The sequence below is a fragment of the Oleiharenicola lentus genome (assembly GCF_051660365.1).
In the GTDB taxonomy this organism is placed as follows: Bacteria; Verrucomicrobiota; Verrucomicrobiia; order Opitutales; family Opitutaceae; genus Lacunisphaera; species Lacunisphaera lenta_A.
Window position 1 is genome coordinate 3423698 of the sequence record NZ_JBOZXB010000001.1, and the last position, 16532, is coordinate 3440229.

15 protein-coding genes are annotated in these 16532 nt (G+C 59.8%); all 15 read right to left on the bottom strand.

Annotated features, from left to right (window positions below; translation table 11 throughout):
* Window positions 1–67: 67 nt before the first annotated feature.
* The 15 genes from ACRRQW_RS13310 to ACRRQW_RS13380 all read right to left on the bottom strand — a co-directional run bounded on the left by ACRRQW_RS13310 (window position 68) and on the right by ACRRQW_RS13380 (window position 16528).
* Window positions 68–664 carry a putative colanic acid biosynthesis acetyltransferase gene (locus ACRRQW_RS13310; protein WP_438481963.1) on the bottom strand — a complete coding sequence of 199 codons (597 nt, stop codon included), beginning with the start codon at window positions 662–664 and terminating at the stop codon, window positions 68–70.
* Window positions 661–1785: a glycosyltransferase family 4 protein gene (locus tag ACRRQW_RS13315; protein ID WP_438481964.1), complete on the bottom strand. Its 1125-nt coding sequence runs from the start codon at window positions 1783–1785 to the stop codon at window positions 661–663. Before ACRRQW_RS13315 ends, ACRRQW_RS13310 begins: the two co-directional genes overlap by 4 nt.
* Complete coding sequence (locus ACRRQW_RS13320; protein ID WP_438481966.1) at window positions 1782–2933, bottom strand: glycosyltransferase; 1152 nt, start codon at window positions 2931–2933, stop codon at window positions 1782–1784. Before ACRRQW_RS13320 ends, ACRRQW_RS13315 begins: the two co-directional genes overlap by 4 nt.
* Before the next feature lie 23 nt (window positions 2934–2956).
* Window positions 2957–4108, bottom strand: a complete 1152-nt coding sequence (locus ACRRQW_RS13325) for a glycosyltransferase family 4 protein (RefSeq protein WP_438481967.1) — start codon at window positions 4106–4108, stop codon at window positions 2957–2959.
* A complete protein-coding gene (locus ACRRQW_RS13330; RefSeq protein ID WP_438481968.1) occupies window positions 4086–5504 on the bottom strand; it encodes a hypothetical protein in 1419 nt (472 codons plus the stop codon). Before ACRRQW_RS13330 ends, ACRRQW_RS13325 begins: the two co-directional genes overlap by 23 nt.
* Window positions 5501–6751 (bottom strand): glycosyltransferase family 4 protein, encoded by a 1251-nt coding sequence (locus tag ACRRQW_RS13335; protein ID WP_438481969.1) that lies wholly within the window; start codon window positions 6749–6751, stop codon window positions 5501–5503. The genes ACRRQW_RS13330 and ACRRQW_RS13335 overlap by 4 nt, the downstream gene beginning before the upstream one ends.
* A gap of 36 nt (window positions 6752–6787) precedes the next feature.
* Complete coding sequence (locus tag ACRRQW_RS13340; RefSeq protein WP_438481971.1) at window positions 6788–7870, bottom strand: glycosyltransferase family 4 protein; 1083 nt, start codon at window positions 7868–7870, stop codon at window positions 6788–6790.
* Window positions 7870–9024 carry a hypothetical protein gene (locus ACRRQW_RS13345; RefSeq protein ID WP_438481972.1) on the bottom strand — a complete coding sequence of 385 codons (1155 nt, stop codon included), beginning with the start codon at window positions 9022–9024 and terminating at the stop codon, window positions 7870–7872. Before ACRRQW_RS13345 ends, ACRRQW_RS13340 begins: the two co-directional genes overlap by 1 nt.
* A gap of 67 nt (window positions 9025–9091) precedes the next feature.
* The gene (locus tag ACRRQW_RS13350) at window positions 9092–10018 is read right to left on the bottom strand and encodes a hypothetical protein (RefSeq protein ID WP_438481973.1); all 927 of its coding nucleotides are present in this window, start codon (window positions 10016–10018) and stop codon (window positions 9092–9094) included.
* Window positions 10015–11127, bottom strand: coding sequence for an exostosin domain-containing protein (locus tag ACRRQW_RS13355; protein ID WP_438481975.1), 1113 nt, complete (start codon window positions 11125–11127; stop codon window positions 10015–10017). The genes ACRRQW_RS13350 and ACRRQW_RS13355 overlap by 4 nt, the downstream gene beginning before the upstream one ends.
* Window positions 11124–12026: a glycosyltransferase gene (locus tag ACRRQW_RS13360; protein WP_438481976.1), complete on the bottom strand. Its 903-nt coding sequence runs from the start codon at window positions 12024–12026 to the stop codon at window positions 11124–11126. The genes ACRRQW_RS13355 and ACRRQW_RS13360 overlap by 4 nt, the downstream gene beginning before the upstream one ends.
* 12 nt (window positions 12027–12038) lie before the next feature.
* Entirely contained in the window at window positions 12039–12917 is an 879-nt protein-coding gene (locus ACRRQW_RS13365; protein WP_438481977.1) for a glycosyltransferase family 8 protein, read from the bottom strand.
* 25 nt (window positions 12918–12942) lie between these two features.
* Entirely contained in the window at window positions 12943–13578 is a 636-nt protein-coding gene (locus ACRRQW_RS13370; RefSeq protein ID WP_438481978.1) for a hypothetical protein, read from the bottom strand.
* A 128-nt stretch (window positions 13579–13706) separates the two neighbouring features.
* Window positions 13707–14615 carry a glycosyltransferase family 2 protein gene (locus tag ACRRQW_RS13375; protein ID WP_438481979.1) on the bottom strand — a complete coding sequence of 303 codons (909 nt, stop codon included), beginning with the start codon at window positions 14613–14615 and terminating at the stop codon, window positions 13707–13709.
* Window positions 14612–16528 (bottom strand): glycosyltransferase, encoded by a 1917-nt coding sequence (locus tag ACRRQW_RS13380; RefSeq protein WP_438481980.1) that lies wholly within the window; start codon window positions 16526–16528, stop codon window positions 14612–14614. The genes ACRRQW_RS13375 and ACRRQW_RS13380 overlap by 4 nt, the downstream gene beginning before the upstream one ends.
* Between the last annotated feature and the right edge of the window lie 4 nt (window positions 16529–16532).

Consider the following 16532-nt stretch of genomic DNA (forward strand, 5'->3'; position numbering starts at 1 on the left):
TCGCGTGATTTTCCCTCTATGAACACCGTGCGTTCACCGTGCGGACGCTCAAGCGCACCGGCGGGCCTTATGCCCTGACCTCCGTATCAGGGTTCGTCCCCGCCACGCGTAAAGCATGCCCGCTGCGTGCTCGCGCAGGATTTCCTGCGACGACAGTGCGTGCCGGGACATCACGCGTCACCACCGACATTGCTCCAACGACGCAACCTGCGCTCAGCGTGAGCCCTGGCATGATGAAAGCGCGTGCTCCGACAAACGCTCCTCGCTCTACCACGATGGGCGCGGTCTGAAGCGGAATGTGTTTTTGTGAAAAATCGTGAGTGCCGGTGCACAAATAAACCTCCTGCGCAATCGTCGCACCTTCGTGCAGCACGATCTGATCGAGTGAGTAGGCGACCGCGCCGTCACCGAGGCACGCGCGATCATGCAGCACGAGGTTGGCGGGTTGTTGGATGCGCGCGCGCTGATGGACAAAGGGTGTTCCGTGAATTTCCGCGCCGAATAGCTTCAGCACGAGCAAGCGCCACCGATTACACGGCTTCGGAGTCCACGCGCAAGTAAGCGCCCACGTCCAGTCCCACACGAGCAACGTGAGTCGGCGGCGCAGGGTCCATGGCGACGCGTAGGCGCTAGCCTGGTTATGGGTGTGCAGTTCTACGCTCATGATTCGTCAGCCGGGAGCACCGAAAATCCTGCAAGGTATTCGGTCGCGATGCGCTCGATGGAAAATTCGTTTGCCCGCACGATGGCGGCTTCAGATGCGACCGACCACGAGACAGGATTCCCGATTGCCGCACGAATTGACGTGAGTAAACGCGCGGACGCATCCGCCGCCGTATGGTCAAAACGGCTGGCAAAGGCTCCGAAACCGATGGTGTCGTTAAAACATTCGAGATCGGAAGTCACCACCGGGCAGCCGCGGGCGAGGGCTTCCAGCGGTGCGACGGGCGATGCTTCGCCTTTCGCTGCGAGTGAAGGATAAACAAATACGCTGGCCGCGGCGTAGTGAGTCGCCAGCGCGGCCTCATCAAACACGGAGCCAGTAAATTCAACATTGGCATCGCTGGACTGCGCCAAGAGTTTGAGTTTTTCGAGCAACGCGTCGCCACCGCCGCCGAAACGAGTCTCGTGCGGGCCTACGACTCGAAACCGCAGTGAGGGAGCTTGCGAGCGGGCGAGCGCCGCCGCTTCCACGAGCAATTCGATGCCTTTTTCAGCGTGCAGGCGTCCGACAAACAGCACGAGATTTGGGTCGCGCGCGATCGGTTGAGCAAGTTGCGCGAGCGGCGGCAGAGGATTTCGAATGATGCGCACGCGATCCAACGAAGACGGGAGTTGATTCACCATGGCGTGCGCGATGACGCGCGAGACCGTCTGAAGTCGCGCGGCCTGTGGATAAAATCTCATCTGGCCTTGCGGGTAGCGTTGCACATGGACCCAAATCGCGCCGTGTCGCCTCGGGGAAAAAAGCATGGGTGAGAAAAAAGTGTGGGTAATGATGACGTCGGCGGGTGTTAATTTTCCACGAACGCGCCACGTAAAACAGAAGTCCCGCCACTTTTGGCGCAGACGCGATGAGGGGGTGTCCGCTCCAAGCACCCGGATGTGACGAACTCCGGATATTGTTTCACGTGCCGGCAGGCCATCGCACAGTCGTGAGTAATGCGTGACTTCATGGCCGCGCCGGGCAAATTCCTGGCCGAGAGCGAACCAGATTTTTTCAATGGCACCGCCGCGCAGCGTGGGCACGGGATAGAACGCTCCTTGAACAATAGTGATTTTCATGAGGTAAGGACGAGAGTCGAAGTAGGTTGCAGGGTTTGGATTAAATTTTTGGCGACCGCATTGATTTCATAACGTTGGCTAAACGTGCTGAGAGCGGCGGTTCGCATGGCGTTTACCGATGAGCGGTCCAGGCCGCGCCAGCGGCGCATGAGTCGCAACGTTCCTTCAGTGGTGTCGGCTTCGGCTAGGCCTGCGCCGTCATCGAGAATTTCCCGCCAGATGTTGATTTCCTTGGAAATTAGCACCGGTGTGCCGCATGCGAGAGCTTCCACGACCGCGATACCGAAGTTTTCCTGATGAGACGGCAGGATAAACACTTCTGCCGTTCGCAGCGCACCCCATTTCACGTTGCCTTCTAACATACCGGTCCAGATCACTGCGCCGTCGGGACACGATGCGGCCGCACGTCGTTTCAAATCGGCGAGGTATACCCGATCATCGCACGGGCCCGCGATGACGAGATGGGGGAGATCCGTGTGCTCGCGACAGAGCGCGGCATAGGCATCAATTAGAATATCGACGCCTTTTTTGGGGTGGAGGCGCGCGAGGAAAAGCCAGAACGGCCGTTCTCGGAGTGCAGGATGTTTCACGAGGAAAGCAGCACGTTGTTCGCTGGAATTTTTTTCCGGTGCGGCTGTTCCGAAGGTCACTACGCGTTCACGGTAGGAACTGCCGGGAAACGACTGGCGTGCCAGGCGCGATTCTTCCGCGCATGTGAACAGAACAGCGGTTGCTCCGCGCAGCACGCGTCGCTCAGCTAGACACCAATAAAACCATTTACGCAGATGCTTGAGCGGATAAGTGCGTTTGAACCAGGGATCGAGCATGCCGTGGGGAAACACGAAATAGCAGGTCGAACTTCCTGGCGTAATTGAGACGTTGGTAGCCAGCCCATGGTATTGCCAAAGCCCGTGGACAATCACGGCATCGAAGCGCGCCGCGGCGGTTTTCAACCAAGGGCGCAATCGAGGGGCATAGCCGTAGCCAGATTTTACAGGGCCCAGTGCGTGCACGCGCCCGATAATGTCGGTTAAAAATAAGGAATCGGGCGAATCGAGACATGCGATTTCGGAGGAATGTCCGAGCGCGTTGAGTGCCGGCACAAGCGAGTTTAAAAAAGCGGAAATCCCGCCGAAGGCGGGATTCATCGAGCTAACGAGATGAAGTGTTTTCATGCGCGCAATCGTCGGTAAAGAGCTTCGTAAGCATCCAGCATCACGTCGGCATGCCAGCGTCCGGAGGCGCTGATTGCGGCATCACGGTGGACGTGCCGGCCGACCCACGCGGCGCTGATAATTTGCGCCGCTTCCAAAGGATTCGTAGGGTCGAAATAATAAGCGAATCGTCCCCCGACTTCCGGCATGGGCGCGCGATTCGAGGTGAAAACAGGACAGCCGCAGGCCTGTGCTTCGACAATGGGCCAGCCGAAGCCCTCCTCGAGCGACGGAAAAATTAACGCCTCTGCGAGCGAGTAAAGTGCTTCGAGCTGCAGGTTGCTCACATTCGTAAACACCGTGATGTGTGTCTCCAGACCCAGTTTTTCAACGATGGCCGATGCTTCGGCGTCGAGCGCGGGGCCGACGATTACCAGTGTCGGCGGCGGAGAAATCTGCGTGCGCAAGGCTGCGTAAATTGCAAGCAGGCCTGGACGATTCTTATACCAATGTTCGCCACCTACGTGAAGCACGAACCCCCCGAAGCCGTGCTTGAATGGGTCAGATTTGTGCGCAGTTGCTGAAAGTGCGTCAAGGCGCTCACGAGCAATTGCAGCTGCGATCGGTCGGTAGGAATAATTTAACGCGTTGGAGACTACCGAGGTTTTGGAGGGCCCCATTGCAGTCAGCCGCAACACTTCGGATCGTGTCTGTTCCGAGACACAGGCTACATGCGGCACGCGATTTAGGTTTCTACGGATCCAGTTCTGGTGGGCGCGGGCAGCCCTACTCAAAGTGTGTTGCGAAATCTCGCCCGCTGCTGCCCGAATTTGAAGGAGATCGTGGCAAGTTGCGATTGTGTGCTGGGAATCGATTGCCCCCATATAAACGGCGCTAGCTTGGTCAGTGAGATGCACAATGTCGGGCCGGGTTGCTTGCATGTGACGGCGTAGCTGCCTCGGAAACAGCACGAACTTATCGAAGTATCCTAGGTATTTCGGCAGGCCGTTATAGTGATAGCGCGGGCCCAGGCGGGCGAGTCGCAGGGTCGGTGTCAGCACCGTAACATCGTGGTTCCGAGCACTCAGGCCGTGATGAAGCAGATCCGTAAAACGTTGCATGCTTTGTTGCCCGTCCTGGGGCAAATTACCGATCAATAGGATTTTCATGGTTTTTTTTGTGAAGAGTTGAGGGAAGTCGTCGTGGCGTAAGTGACGGTGCGCGCTGGATTCCACGGTGATGAAGGGAGGGGTGTGAAATGAGTGCGGATGACTCGTCCGTCTTTCGCTTCGCGCCGGGGTCGTCTCGTCGAGGATTGCACGCGCCCAGGAGCAGCCCAGCACCCGTGACGGCGAAGCCTAACACCGTCGGCGGTGCCCACTGGCCTTGCAAAATGGTCAGCGCCATGGCGGCGAAAATCAGCAACGGCAGCGCGTTGCGGTCGCGCCGCAGCGCGCGCCACGACACCCAGCCAAGCCAGCCGGTCAGGATTATTCGAAAAATTATGAATCCGGAACCGACGAGGGGACCCAGTTCGAGGAGCACTTTGCCCCATTCCTCTTCGGCGAGATTGAACCCCACTTCTCCGGAAGTCAGGCGCGCACCGACATTCGATCCGCTGCCAATTCCGTGTCCAAGGAGCGGCGCGATCTTTAAGAAATACGCCGGATTGGTGAACCCGTTCACGGTGCGATTGAGCACGCCACCCCAAGCGACGGCGGCGCCTTCGCCCTCGGCGGTGTCCCAACGCATCATGAAAACTTCCGCGCCTTCTCGAAATACGGGGAGCTGAGAGAGCGCCGTTCCGACCACCGCGAGCAAGAGAAGGGGCCGGAAAAGCACGGAGGCTTTCACAGAGGTGAACGGACGCGAAAGCACGAACGCCACCGCCACCACGCCCGTGCCCAACATGAGAGAGCGACTGATCGATACGGGTAACGCGATGGCCAAAGTGAGCCCGCACACCACGAGCAAATACCAGGGCAGGCGTTTCGCGCCGGAAATTTCATCCAGGAAAAATGCCGCGCAAAGTGGATAGAAAAGCTGCGGCCCCGTGATGAAGGCAAATAGGCCGGGCGGACGAATGCGTCCGTCCGCGCCGAAAATCTGCCCGACCTCATCGTTGCCGATTCCGCGATTAATGTAGGCGTTCATCGGTGATCGGAACTGCTCGACCATGACCAAAGTCATCGGGATACCTACGATCAGGAGAAACGCGCCAATCCTTTCCACATCACGTCGGTCGAGCACTGCGCCCATGATCCAGATGAGCGGAAGATGAAAATAATTAATGCGCACCCCGTAGGCGATGACGAGCGGGTGCGTGTGCCCGCCCAGCACAGACAGGAGCACTGAAAGCCCGGCCAAAACTGCAATGGCCGCGATGAAGCGGTTGATCGGAAAAATCCGCTGCTTAAATGCGATAACATAAATCGCCAGGATCACCGGGTCGCGCACGACCAGCAGCGCGTCCGCCATTCCGGGCAGCACCCATTTGCGCAATGCCCCTTCGAAGATGAGCAACGTGAGGTAGAGCCAGATCAAGGCTTTGATGGAAATTTTCATGCGGCGCGCGGTCGCTTTTCCGCAAGTGCCCGCGTCACACACGTGGCGAGCGTGGATTCGTAGTTGTCCCAGGAGAATTCGCGCGCGCGTTCACGCGCGCGTTCACGCATTTCGGCGAGGAGTGCCGGTTCGCGGTGCAATCGCTCGAGTCGGGTGGCGATGGCCGCGCTGTCGCGAATCGGCACGATAAATCCATCGACTCCTTCGCGAATCAAATCAGGACCGGCGGTGTTTGGCGTGGTGATGACCGGCAGACCCATGGCCATCGCTTCCAGCAGCACCAACCCGAAGCCTTCGAAGAGCGAGGGGAAAACAAACACGTCATGCGCGACCATCTCCGCGAGGATTTCCTGGTGCGGGCAGCTGGGAATCCAACGCACGCCCGTGAGTTCGCGATCGAGCGCGGCGCACGTCTCAACGGGTTTGCGCCCGATGACGGTAAGCGTGATGGCGGAACCGAGCTGACGACAGGCGGCGAAAAGATAACTCAAACCTTTGCGTTGCCCGAGCGAGCCGACGAACAACACGCGGAGTTTTTTCGTGGGATTGGGGACTGCCGCCGTTACGGGGGTGAACGAGGGCGCCCCGTAGGGCACGACGACCACGGTGCCTTTGAAATCAGGCGCGGCACTTAGCGTTTGGCGCGTGAACGCACTCGCGACGAACACGATATCCGCTTGGGCCAACTCGGCGTCTTTCCGATCAGTTTTCGCCGGACTGTCCTGGTTGCCGGTTAATGTCGCGGCCCATTCCGGCTCTCGTTCCGCTTCTTCGAGCAGTAACGTGCGCGCAGCGCGCCAATGCCCGATGGGTAAATCGTAAAGTGTCACCATGCCGCGACGCCGCGCTGCTTGAAAGGCCGTCGCCGCGCCATCTTCGTAGGCGTAAACTGCACGGAAGTTTGCCTGGCTCAATCGCTCGGCCACGGCGGCGTCTAACGCGCGATAAACTCCGTCGATGCTAAAGGCGCTGCCTTCACCTTTGACGAAGGACGATAATCCGACCTTGGGCGCGAATAGTCGCACGACTTCGTGAAACGGTCGCGTGTGAATCGACGTCAGCAACTCGCTGGGATACGCCCGCCGCCGCAGCTGGCTCGCCACGCGCGCGGGCAGCAAGCGATCGATGAACTCGGGCGCGTGCAGATTGAGGCAGGTCCAAAACTCCGCGAGTAAACCGGCGCGAAAAAGGCCGAGCGCGGCATGGCGCACATTGGCGTTTCCGGTGGGATGAGTGAAGAGAAGCATGAAAGTTTTGGCAGCCGCGTGGGTTGCGTCGCGGATTTATTGTTTGAAAAATTCGAGCCAGCGGGCCGCGACGATTTCCGGGGCGAAGTGCGTTTCGTAGTGTGCGCGCTGCCGGCGGCGTGAGGTAGCGCCGCTATGGATGCGGTCGGCGAGCAGGCGAACGTCGCGAGCGAGTTCCTCCAGGTCCGCGGAAGCGGAAACCACGACGCTATCGAACGTGGAAAGCGCGAGCTCGCGCGTGCCGCCGCGATCAGTGGCGATCCACGGCAGGCCGGCGGACATCGCTTCGATCAGGCAGAGCGGCATGCCTTCATTGTGCGTGGAAAAAAGCACCACGGCATCGAGGGACTTGAGGACGTCACGGTGAGCTTCGAGCGAGCGATAAGCCCCGTGATAGAAAATACGCGCGAGTCCCTGGAAGCGTGCCGGCGGAAAGACGTCGCCTGCTCCGTGGATCTGCCACTCGATATCGGCGAGTTCGGGACGAGCGGCGAGAGCGAGGATTGCGTCGATGCCTTTTTCGGGAATCAAGCGTCCGCAAAATCCGAAACGCAGGATCGGGCTCGCGAGGTGTTCGGTCACTTCATCGCCGGCAACCGGGCATGCGGCGAGGTAGGGCAGGAAATATGCATCGCTGCGACCCACCGCGCGATTGATCGCCGCGCAAGTAGCCTTGCTGCAACCCACGAGCTTGCGCGCGTGACGCAACACGTGACGGTAAACCCGCGACCAGGTTTTTTGTTCGGCGGCGTCTGCTGACGTGTGGTGATGATGAATGATGCGCGTCCGCGCGCCAGCTGCACCCCACACCAATCTGGCAAAACCACTTTGCGCATTCGTATAAATCACGTCCCACGCGGGCCGACGGCAGCTTCGCAGTTCGTTGAGCAACCAAATGATCTTTTTCAGCGGACCGATGCTTCCGCGCGGTGCGGCCAACTCCCGGAAAATAATGTTCGGGTGCTCCAAGTCGCGGCGCAGGTCGGCGCACAGCGAATCGCCGGTGGTTAAAAATCGAACGGTGTGGCCGTGAGCAGCCGCGTAGGCCGCGAGTCGGCAGAGATGGCGTTCGATGCCGCCGTAAGGAGCCATCGCAGGGACGTAGAAGAGTAAATTCATCAAGGACTTGGTTGGGGAAAATCCAATGCTGCGAGAAAGGCATCAGCGGTCTTCTCGAGCATCGCTTGGGGGGAACGACCTGCTGCGAGCCACGCATCGGTGCGTGCAGGGTTGAGATCCGCGAGGCGCACCAGCAACGGATCCAACGATTGCGCCGAGTCGGCGCCAGTGGTGCCGCGCAGTTGCCATTCGTCGCGCGGAACGACCACGGGCAAACCGTGTTCGAGCATGGCCGCGGCCGCGCCACTTTTCCCGATGAGCGCCCACGGATGCGGCGCGATTCCACAGTGGGCGGCAGCCAGGATTTGGGACAGCGATGCCGGTTCGAGTTCGCCGGTGGTCACGACCAGCACGCCGGCTCTGCGAAATACATCTAATAACGATTCCGCCGCCGCGCCCGCGCGACCGAGCACGAGAAGCACCGGTGACCGACGAAGGCGTTTGGCCGTGGCCAACAACCAGTCAACGGTCGCCGCCGGCTGCCATTGCGAATGCAGCGTGCCAAACGTCACCGCGACCAGCGCAGGGATATTTTCAGTCGGGGGAATCCAGCGCGTGAGCGCGTTGCGATCTCCCACGGTGGCGTGTGCGACCGGCACGTTTCCGAAGAGCGGGAGGATTTCCGCCGGCCAATGGTTGAGCGCGAGCGCTTGTTGATAAGTCGCGTTGGAAGTGTGAACAAGGTCGGGTTCCAGTTGCTCAAGCAGACACAACAGCCCGCGACGTTGCAGCCATCCGGCCACGCGATCCGGCCAACGCGCGCCTTTTTCGAGTCCGATCCACAACTCGTGCATCATCACATGGCAACGCCGCCCGCGCAGACCCGGTAAACTGGCGAGCAACGCGCCGGGCAGAAAACCACGCGGATGAAACGCGTAGGGCACGATTTGCCAGCTCACCGTGTCGGGCGCCTGCTCTTCGAGCAGTGATTTGGTCCGCGCGAGGCGTTCCGACCAGGGCAGAGATGACGGCAGCCTAATCGCGCGCGACTCATCCTGAATTTCGTCGGTGTTTAGCGACAGATACGGATCATGCAAAGCCAGCAGCACGCAGCAGTGGCCGCGCGCCACGCATTCGCCGGCCAGACGCCGGGTATAATCGCCGACGCCGTCGCGGCCCGGCTCAAGTGAGCCGCAGATAAAAAGAATTTTCACAGAACAGATTTGAACAGCGTAACGCGGACTCGCTGGTTTGGGCCGCCGCGATACCGAGAGAAACGCGCTAGGCGCGGCGGTAGCAGCGGCCAATAAGTCCGGCCAGATCGAGCGCGAGTTTGCGCTGGGTGCGCAGGTAAGCTGGAAAAATATTAAGCGGTGTTTCCGTGTGCGCCCAAAACGCGCGGTCGGCGGAAGAGGGCCGGCGCCCCGCCAGGGCAGCGCGCATAAAATGTTTGCGCCAGGGTTTTTCCGTGCCGAGCGCATGCGCCATGGTCCAGCCGCCGGGACGAAAATCCATGCCCTCGGTGCCCATGACGGAGATCGGTTCGCCTGACGTCATGAGGGCGATGTTGAGGGCGTCCTGATCGGTCTTGTTGAACGGATAAGCCGGCGAGGCGAGATCCGGCCGATCGGCTCCAAACGAGAACATCGAGTGCGCGAGGCCGCCGATTTCTTCGCTCACGAGCGCCATGGCGACCTGCCAGTCATTGAGGAACTGGCGCTGGGCGCGCGCCACTCCGATAAATCCGCCGTTGGCGTAAAGCGGTGTCTCGCGCTTCACCCGCAGTCCGCGGGCTGAGAGGCAGCGGCGCCACGCCCCGCGGCGCGGATGAGATTCGGGGAGCGGCGAATTGACGTCTTCCACGAGAGCGACCCCGTAGGCGGCCCATTCTTCGAAAAATGACCAGCGGGTCTTGATGATGATATCGGGATCGAAGTAAAAAAGTTGATCTGCAGACGGATGAAGGACACCGAACACCAATTGGAGAAATTCCGCTTTGTAGTTGGTAAGGTGGGCGTCGGTCTCGACGGTGATGAATTCGACCGCGACCCCTTTGATGGCCTGCGCGGACTCAGTCCACGGGGGTGATACTCCGCGGTAGCCGCAGACGACGGTTCCCTGATAGCCGGCGGCGCACAGGGAGTTGATCAGCGCGGCGGCGCCCAGATGGTAGTCGCCTTCGAAGAGGGTGGTGACGACGGTTTTCATGACTGAACTACTGGGTGACCGAGCGAGAAGTGCCGGTGCATCTCGGCGAAAAAATTCTCAGGCCGAATCCATTTCTCAAACAGTGCTCGCGCCGCGTGTTGCTGGGCTACGAAGCTCTCTGGTGTGAGACGTGCATAGTGCGCGCGAAGGATTTCACCGATTCGCGGAAGATCGCGGGCGTCCACCCAAAGCCCGATTTTTTTCCAGTCAACCAGCCAGTCGTAGGGCAGCACGCACCGGGTGTTTACGAAGAGTGGCAGACGACCGAGGCTAAGCGCTTCGTAAAAACGGATAGAGCAGTTCGCCAGGCCGCGGGTGCAAAGCGCATAGTCGGCATCATCGAGGTTATCGAGGAATTGCTGCCGCTGTTGTTTTGCCGAGTCCGGGGAGCCGCCGGGCTGCAGCACTCCCCACTGGTTGAAAGCGAATTCCTTCCGCACCACAAAACGGCAATCTACACTGCGAGCACGCCGCAACGTGCGGATCGCTTGGACTCGCGGGGCATGGGCGATCCAACGCCGGCGGCTCTTTAATAGCTTCAAACGGTAAGCAAGGTAGCGGGCGCTTTCCTTTAACGATCGAATAGAAAATTTCCCGCCCAACGGAGGTGCGTAACCGCAGAAGCTCACGCTCGGCGTGGAGGTTTTTGCGCGGGTCGCGAGCGTTCCGTCGTAATGCTCGGCGAGGAAATCCTGGCTAAAGGTGGGAATGGCAAATTCGTTCGTCCGGCACGTGTCCGCGTAAATCGAAAAACGAAAGACAATCGCATGGGTGGGCCAGTCGATTTCTTCATCATGATCCGAATCGAAAAAAATCACGATTTGCTTTCCCGCGAGGCCGGCGGCGCGGATTTCTTCATTGGCGAATACGCGCGCGCCTAAATTCTGTCGCGTGGCTTTCCAGGAAATTGAAAGCACTACGACGTCGGAGTCAGCAAGCGCCTCCACCAAAGTGTATGCTTCGGGCAACATTGCTGCCCAACGATCAAACTGGCCGCGATTGAGCGAGGACGCGTCTTCGAGGGGCACGCCCCACCACGGCGCGAGAAACGGCACGTGGGTTTCAGGCCCCGGGTAACGGCGCGCGTAGAGTCGATAGGAATTTTTCATGCCGTCAGGGTCGCAATCAGCCCGCGGGCCTCGGCTTCGCCGGCGCGATGGGCTTGGGCGATGCGGCGCGGAAGCCCGGTGAAGCGCAGGCTTTTGAGCCAGTAGACGACTTCGTCCAGTCGTGAATTTCTGCGGGGCGGAACGCCCCAGAGGTAGTTCACCAGCAGGGCGCTGCCGGCCGCGACCTTGGCGAGCGAGACAATGTAGTCTTCGTTTAGACGTTGGTTGGGCATGAGATGATCGAGCGCGAGTGGACGAAACTGACCCGCGCCCCAACCCTTTTTGACGAGGAAGAAAACCAAGTCGGTGTCTTCACCGCGAAAAAAGCGATCGGACGTGGAGCCGAGCAATTGGCGGCGCGTATCGTCTTCCGCAAACGTGACGTAGTCACGCGCGAGCTCAGTGCGGATGAAAAGTCCAGCCGTGGGTGGGACGACTTCCAGCGTATTGCTCCATCGATCGGTCGGAAAATCGCAACAGGCCATGCGATTGAGTTCCTGGGCGACGTCGGCGGCTGGACGACTCTCGCAAAGCGGCGCGATGATCGCTGGTCCCCAACAACCGAGTTGCGGCCATTGCGCGGCGATTTCCAAACCGCGTTCAAGATAGTGGGCAGAAGGCACATTGTCGTCGTCGAGAAAAAGGAGCAAAGGTGCGCGCGCTTCCGCGATGGCGGCACAGCGCGCCCGCATGATGCCGGAAATTTCGAGCCGCACGACGCGGATGCCAAGCCCGAGATGGAGCGTCATCGTTTCCGGCAAAGGCTGATCGCTCGCGCTGTCGATGAGGAGCAACTCCCATTCGGAAGGTGACAGTGTTTGCTTCGAGAGAGCGGAAAGAACTTGGTCGAGGTATTCCCGGCGCGGGTTACGGGTGCAGATGGCAACGGATAATTTCATGATAGCGATGCGCTAGGAGCTCGGGAGAAAATTACGGCTGATGGTGGCAAGCGCCTGTTTGAACAGGTCACGACCGGTCGATGCCGTCATGCTGAGTTCAGGTTTTGAAGTTGGCCGCCAGCCGACGCTATCGAGCATCGCGTAGTAGTCGGCGACCAAGCCTCGCGCGCCTTCGCGGTGAAAGTGCCAGGGTTTTTGCGCCATGTAAGTATGCCAAATGGTGTGCGCTTGATTGCGAAAGATGCTGAAGCTCGGCAGCAGGAAAACCTGACGATTCCATCGCGGCTCCAATGAAACCCAGCGGCCACGCAACAACTCGTTCAGCAAAGTCTGGTCGCCGTGGCGCGTGTTGTTTTCGCCCGCCGCGGTGACGGCGCGTTCGGTCAGCTGCTCGGTGCGCATGGCGGCGAGATCCATCAGCATCACCCCCGAATTGAAATCCCGGATGTCGTTCTCGGGCTTCATTTCCACATCGACGGCGGCGGCGACGAGCGCGCCGTGCAACGGCAGTGCGGCGAGCGCGGAGACATCGGTGTCCACCAGCAGGTCGCAATCGAGATAAAGAATCCGATCAACGGTCGGCAGTAATTGCGGGAGAAAAATGCGCGCGTAAACAGATCGGTTCGCGTGCTGCAGCCCAACCGGGAACGGGAATCGATCCAGCACTTCAGCCTCAATCGAGAGAAAATGCAGGGTGAGATTCGGCAGGCGGTCCGCAATTAATGTCTCCAGTTCTTTCCGCGTGCTCGGGTGAATGCCGCAATCGATCACCCACACCGAGGCATGCAACGCGGTCGGCAAGTGCTTCGCCACGCCGCACAAAGTCGCAACCAAGCCGTCCGCGTAGTTTTGGTCGGATTGCATCGCGAGGTGGATGACGGGCGTTGGCATGGTCGCTGAAAGCATAGTGTTGCAATTAAAGTTTCGGACGCAGGAGCAACCAGCGCATCGGACCGGGGCGACGTTCATCGAGGTAGGGCGCAACCCAGCGGGAAAGTCCGAAACAACGCACGGCGGGGAGCAGATTTTTTGGTTCGCGTTCAACCGTTAGAATTTCCTCCGAAGAGTGAGTCGCGCTAAACCGTTCTGTGAGGATGCGAACAATGCCGGCGTGCACATGTTCGTGAATCTCGACGAGGAGCGTCCATCTGCCGGACGTGAGTTCCGGAATGCTTTCTGGGTCCAGCAGGGCGAGTTCGCCGCCTTCGATATCGCAGATAATGAGTCCACTTTCTTTGCCGGTGAGGGTGTCGCGCAGTTCTGCTTGGTCGCAAAAGCCCGCGATTTTCACACGCGCGGCCACCCCGTTGAGTTTGGCGAGACTGCTTTGGAGAGCGCGACCGGAGGCTTCTCCCTCAAAAGCGGTGACCTGACTTTGCGGACAGCGCCACGCGAAGCCGATCGCGTAGTAACCTTCGGCCGCGCCTACGTCGATGATATGGCGCGGGGCTTCGCGGCAGAGAGTTTCGATGATGGCAGCGAGTTCACGTTCGTAAGTGCCGAGAATTTTCGGCCACCACATGCTGCCGATTGATTGATCGACATATTTCATGCCCGCAAACGGGCCTGCTAAAACAAAGTGGTCACGCGTTGCCTGTTCGAGGCGACGGCGAAGCACCGTGCGTGGCTGCAGGAACGATGGCAGGAGAGAGTTTAGGGTGCTGGGAAAGGAAGTGGCCATTAAATGGGCTGATTGGTGGTTTTTGATTCGAAGAAAAACGCGAGGAGCCAGTAAGCCGCTATGCGCGGCGAACGGTGCATGCTCCAGGCGTGCGCGAAACACGCGCGCGACTTGGCGGGGTCGGAGCGCAGAGTAAAGCGTCCCACCGAAACCCAGGCTTCGGCAGCGAGGTGATGACGGCGCGAGCGTCTCACCACGGACCACTCCAAGTGTTGCTCGAACACCCGCGCGCTCGCTTGCGCCATCTCCACGGCGTGCGTGGTGAGCGCCGCGCCGTGCTTGCGGTAGCGGCAGGTGTGCGTGCCCGTGAAAGTGAAGATCGCGCCGGCGCGTGCGCACCGCAGCCACATTTCCCGATCTTCAACATACCGATACGCCGGGTCGAATCCGCCGGCCCGCGTCCACAAGGATTTCTTTATTAGCACAGAGGAGGGTTGCACCACATAGTCACCTAGGTAGAGCGAGCGCGGATAGGAGTGGATCACCGAAGGCGAGGGTGCGCGCGTTTCGAGTTCCCGGCCTGAATCGCTGTCGAACAACACCGAACCCGAGTGAACAAAATCCGTGCGCAGACGGTGCTGAGAAAAGGCTACGAGTGTTGCAAGGTGATCGGGGGTCCACACGTCGTCACTGTCGAGCAACGCGATCCAGTCGTGTTGCGCAGCCTCAATCCCGGTGTTCCGTGTCGCCGGAAGTCCGAGATTTTTCTCGTGCTGTTGATAAGTAACCGACTGCGGAACTGTTTTAGCGAATTCCTTGACGAGCGCTTCGACCGTATCGGTCGATCCGTCCTCGGTGACGATCAGTTCCCAATCGGTGAAAGTCTGTGCGCGCACGCTGGCCAGCGTTTCAGGCAGGTAACGCGTGGCGTTGTAGGCAGGAATACAAATGCTGACGGAAGTGCTCATGCCGCGTGGGTGACCTGCGAATACAACGTGAGGTGATGGCGGGCGATTACCGGCCAGGACAGGGTTTCGACTGCGAAATGCCGGCATGACGCCGCGATGCGCGCCCGCCAGTGCGGTTCGAAGATGTAGCGTTCGCAGAGTGCCGCGAGTGCGGCGGCTGAATCCGCCTCTGCGAGCGGATAGACTGACCCTGCGCCGTAGTCGCGCACGCCGCCGCGATCGGTGGTCACGATTGGCAAACCGCACGCGAGGGATTCGACGAGCGCATTGTTGGCAGTGCAGTCCGCGAACGGGGTGAGGTGACAGTGAGCACCTTGATAGAGGGCGCGCAATTGCTCGTCGTTGATGCGGTCATGCCAGTGCGCACCCGGTAGCGCACGCACCGGGGCGAGTTCCGCGCCGTGCCACGAAGCAGCCGGCACCACGAAATCGAAACGCCAAGTCGGGTGGGCTGCAGCAAGTTTCATCACGGTGGCAGCGGTGAGCTGGAAATCGCGCAGGAAACGTCCCACGACCAGAATCGACGGCGGGGTTAAATCCACGGCATTGCCCGGATGGAAAAACGTGGTGTCCACGCCGTGCGGAATCACGACAATCTGTTGTGAACCCCACGCGCCGGCGAAAAATTTCCTGTCGCGGGCGGTGAGCAGCACCAAGGTGTGCACTCGACCGCTCTTTGGCGGAGGCGTATTGAAAGTCGACGCGGGCATGTGCAAGGTAGCGATGACAGGCTGCTTGCCGCGCGACTCGGCCAGGTAGGGCGCATGATTTTCGCCGACGAGAAAGTGCACGGCGGAAAGCGACGACGTTGCAAGGGCCCAACCCGTTTCCAACTCCGTGTAAGCGAGCGATTGGTTACGCACGGGCCAGCGACGCAGAAGGCTCCATAATTTCCCGATGATGCGACGCGCGCGAGTGTCGGGCGTGCCGATGACGCGAACGGCACGTTCATCTTTTAGAAAACGTCCCAGTTGATGAATGCCCGAATAGCTGCACTGGCCACCGAGTTGATCGGCGACTAACAACACTTGTGAGGGTCGCGTTTCGAACCACTCGTGAAGTTTAGAATACGCAAAGTGAGGCATGACCGTTAAATTTCCCGGCGTCAGTTTCCACGCGCGGCGGATGTGCGCGGCACTTGCGGCGGGATCGCTAGCGCGCAACAAACGCCCGGCTTGGATGAGGCTGTGCGCGAGCTGGCGATTCCGGGCTCGCCCGAGAATGCCGGTCAAGTCGGAGTATTTTTCGTAGAACATTACCGCCTGTGTCGCGACCAGCGAAGTGCGGCTCATCGTGCTGGTGGCGTGCTTGGCGTAGTGACAACTGACGATTGATTCCCGAGCAAAACGGACGTTGTTCAGTGCTGCCCGGAGCCAGTAATCGCGATCTTCCCCGATGCGAAAACGCAGATCGAACGCGCCGACTTTTGCAGAGGTCGCCCGGGAGAAGATCACACATGAACTGGTGACGATGTGACTTTCCTCGAACAACGTCCCGATGGGATCGTTGACGAGCGAATCGGGTGCGTGCACGTCGCCCAGCGATTCGCCTGTTTCAAGAGCGAACATCCGCACGCCCATCACCACGAGACCTGCGCCTTGGGTGAGTTGGGCCGCGCCAAGTTGGAGATGATTCGGCGACCACCAATCATCGGCATCGAGGAAGGCGAACGCATCGCCTTTCGCGAGGGCGCGCAGCCGGTTGCGCGCCGCCGCCACGCCTTGGTTCACGCCGAGGTTTTCGTAGCGAATGGATTGAGGCCCGAAAAGTGCGATTGCGCGCACCAATGCCTCGGTGCCGTCATGCGAGCCGTCTTCGACGACAATAATTTCCCAGTCCTGATAAGTTTGCGCCTGCACACTGGCGATGGCTTTGGCCAGCGTCGGCGCCGCATGGTAGGCTGCGATGAGCACGCTG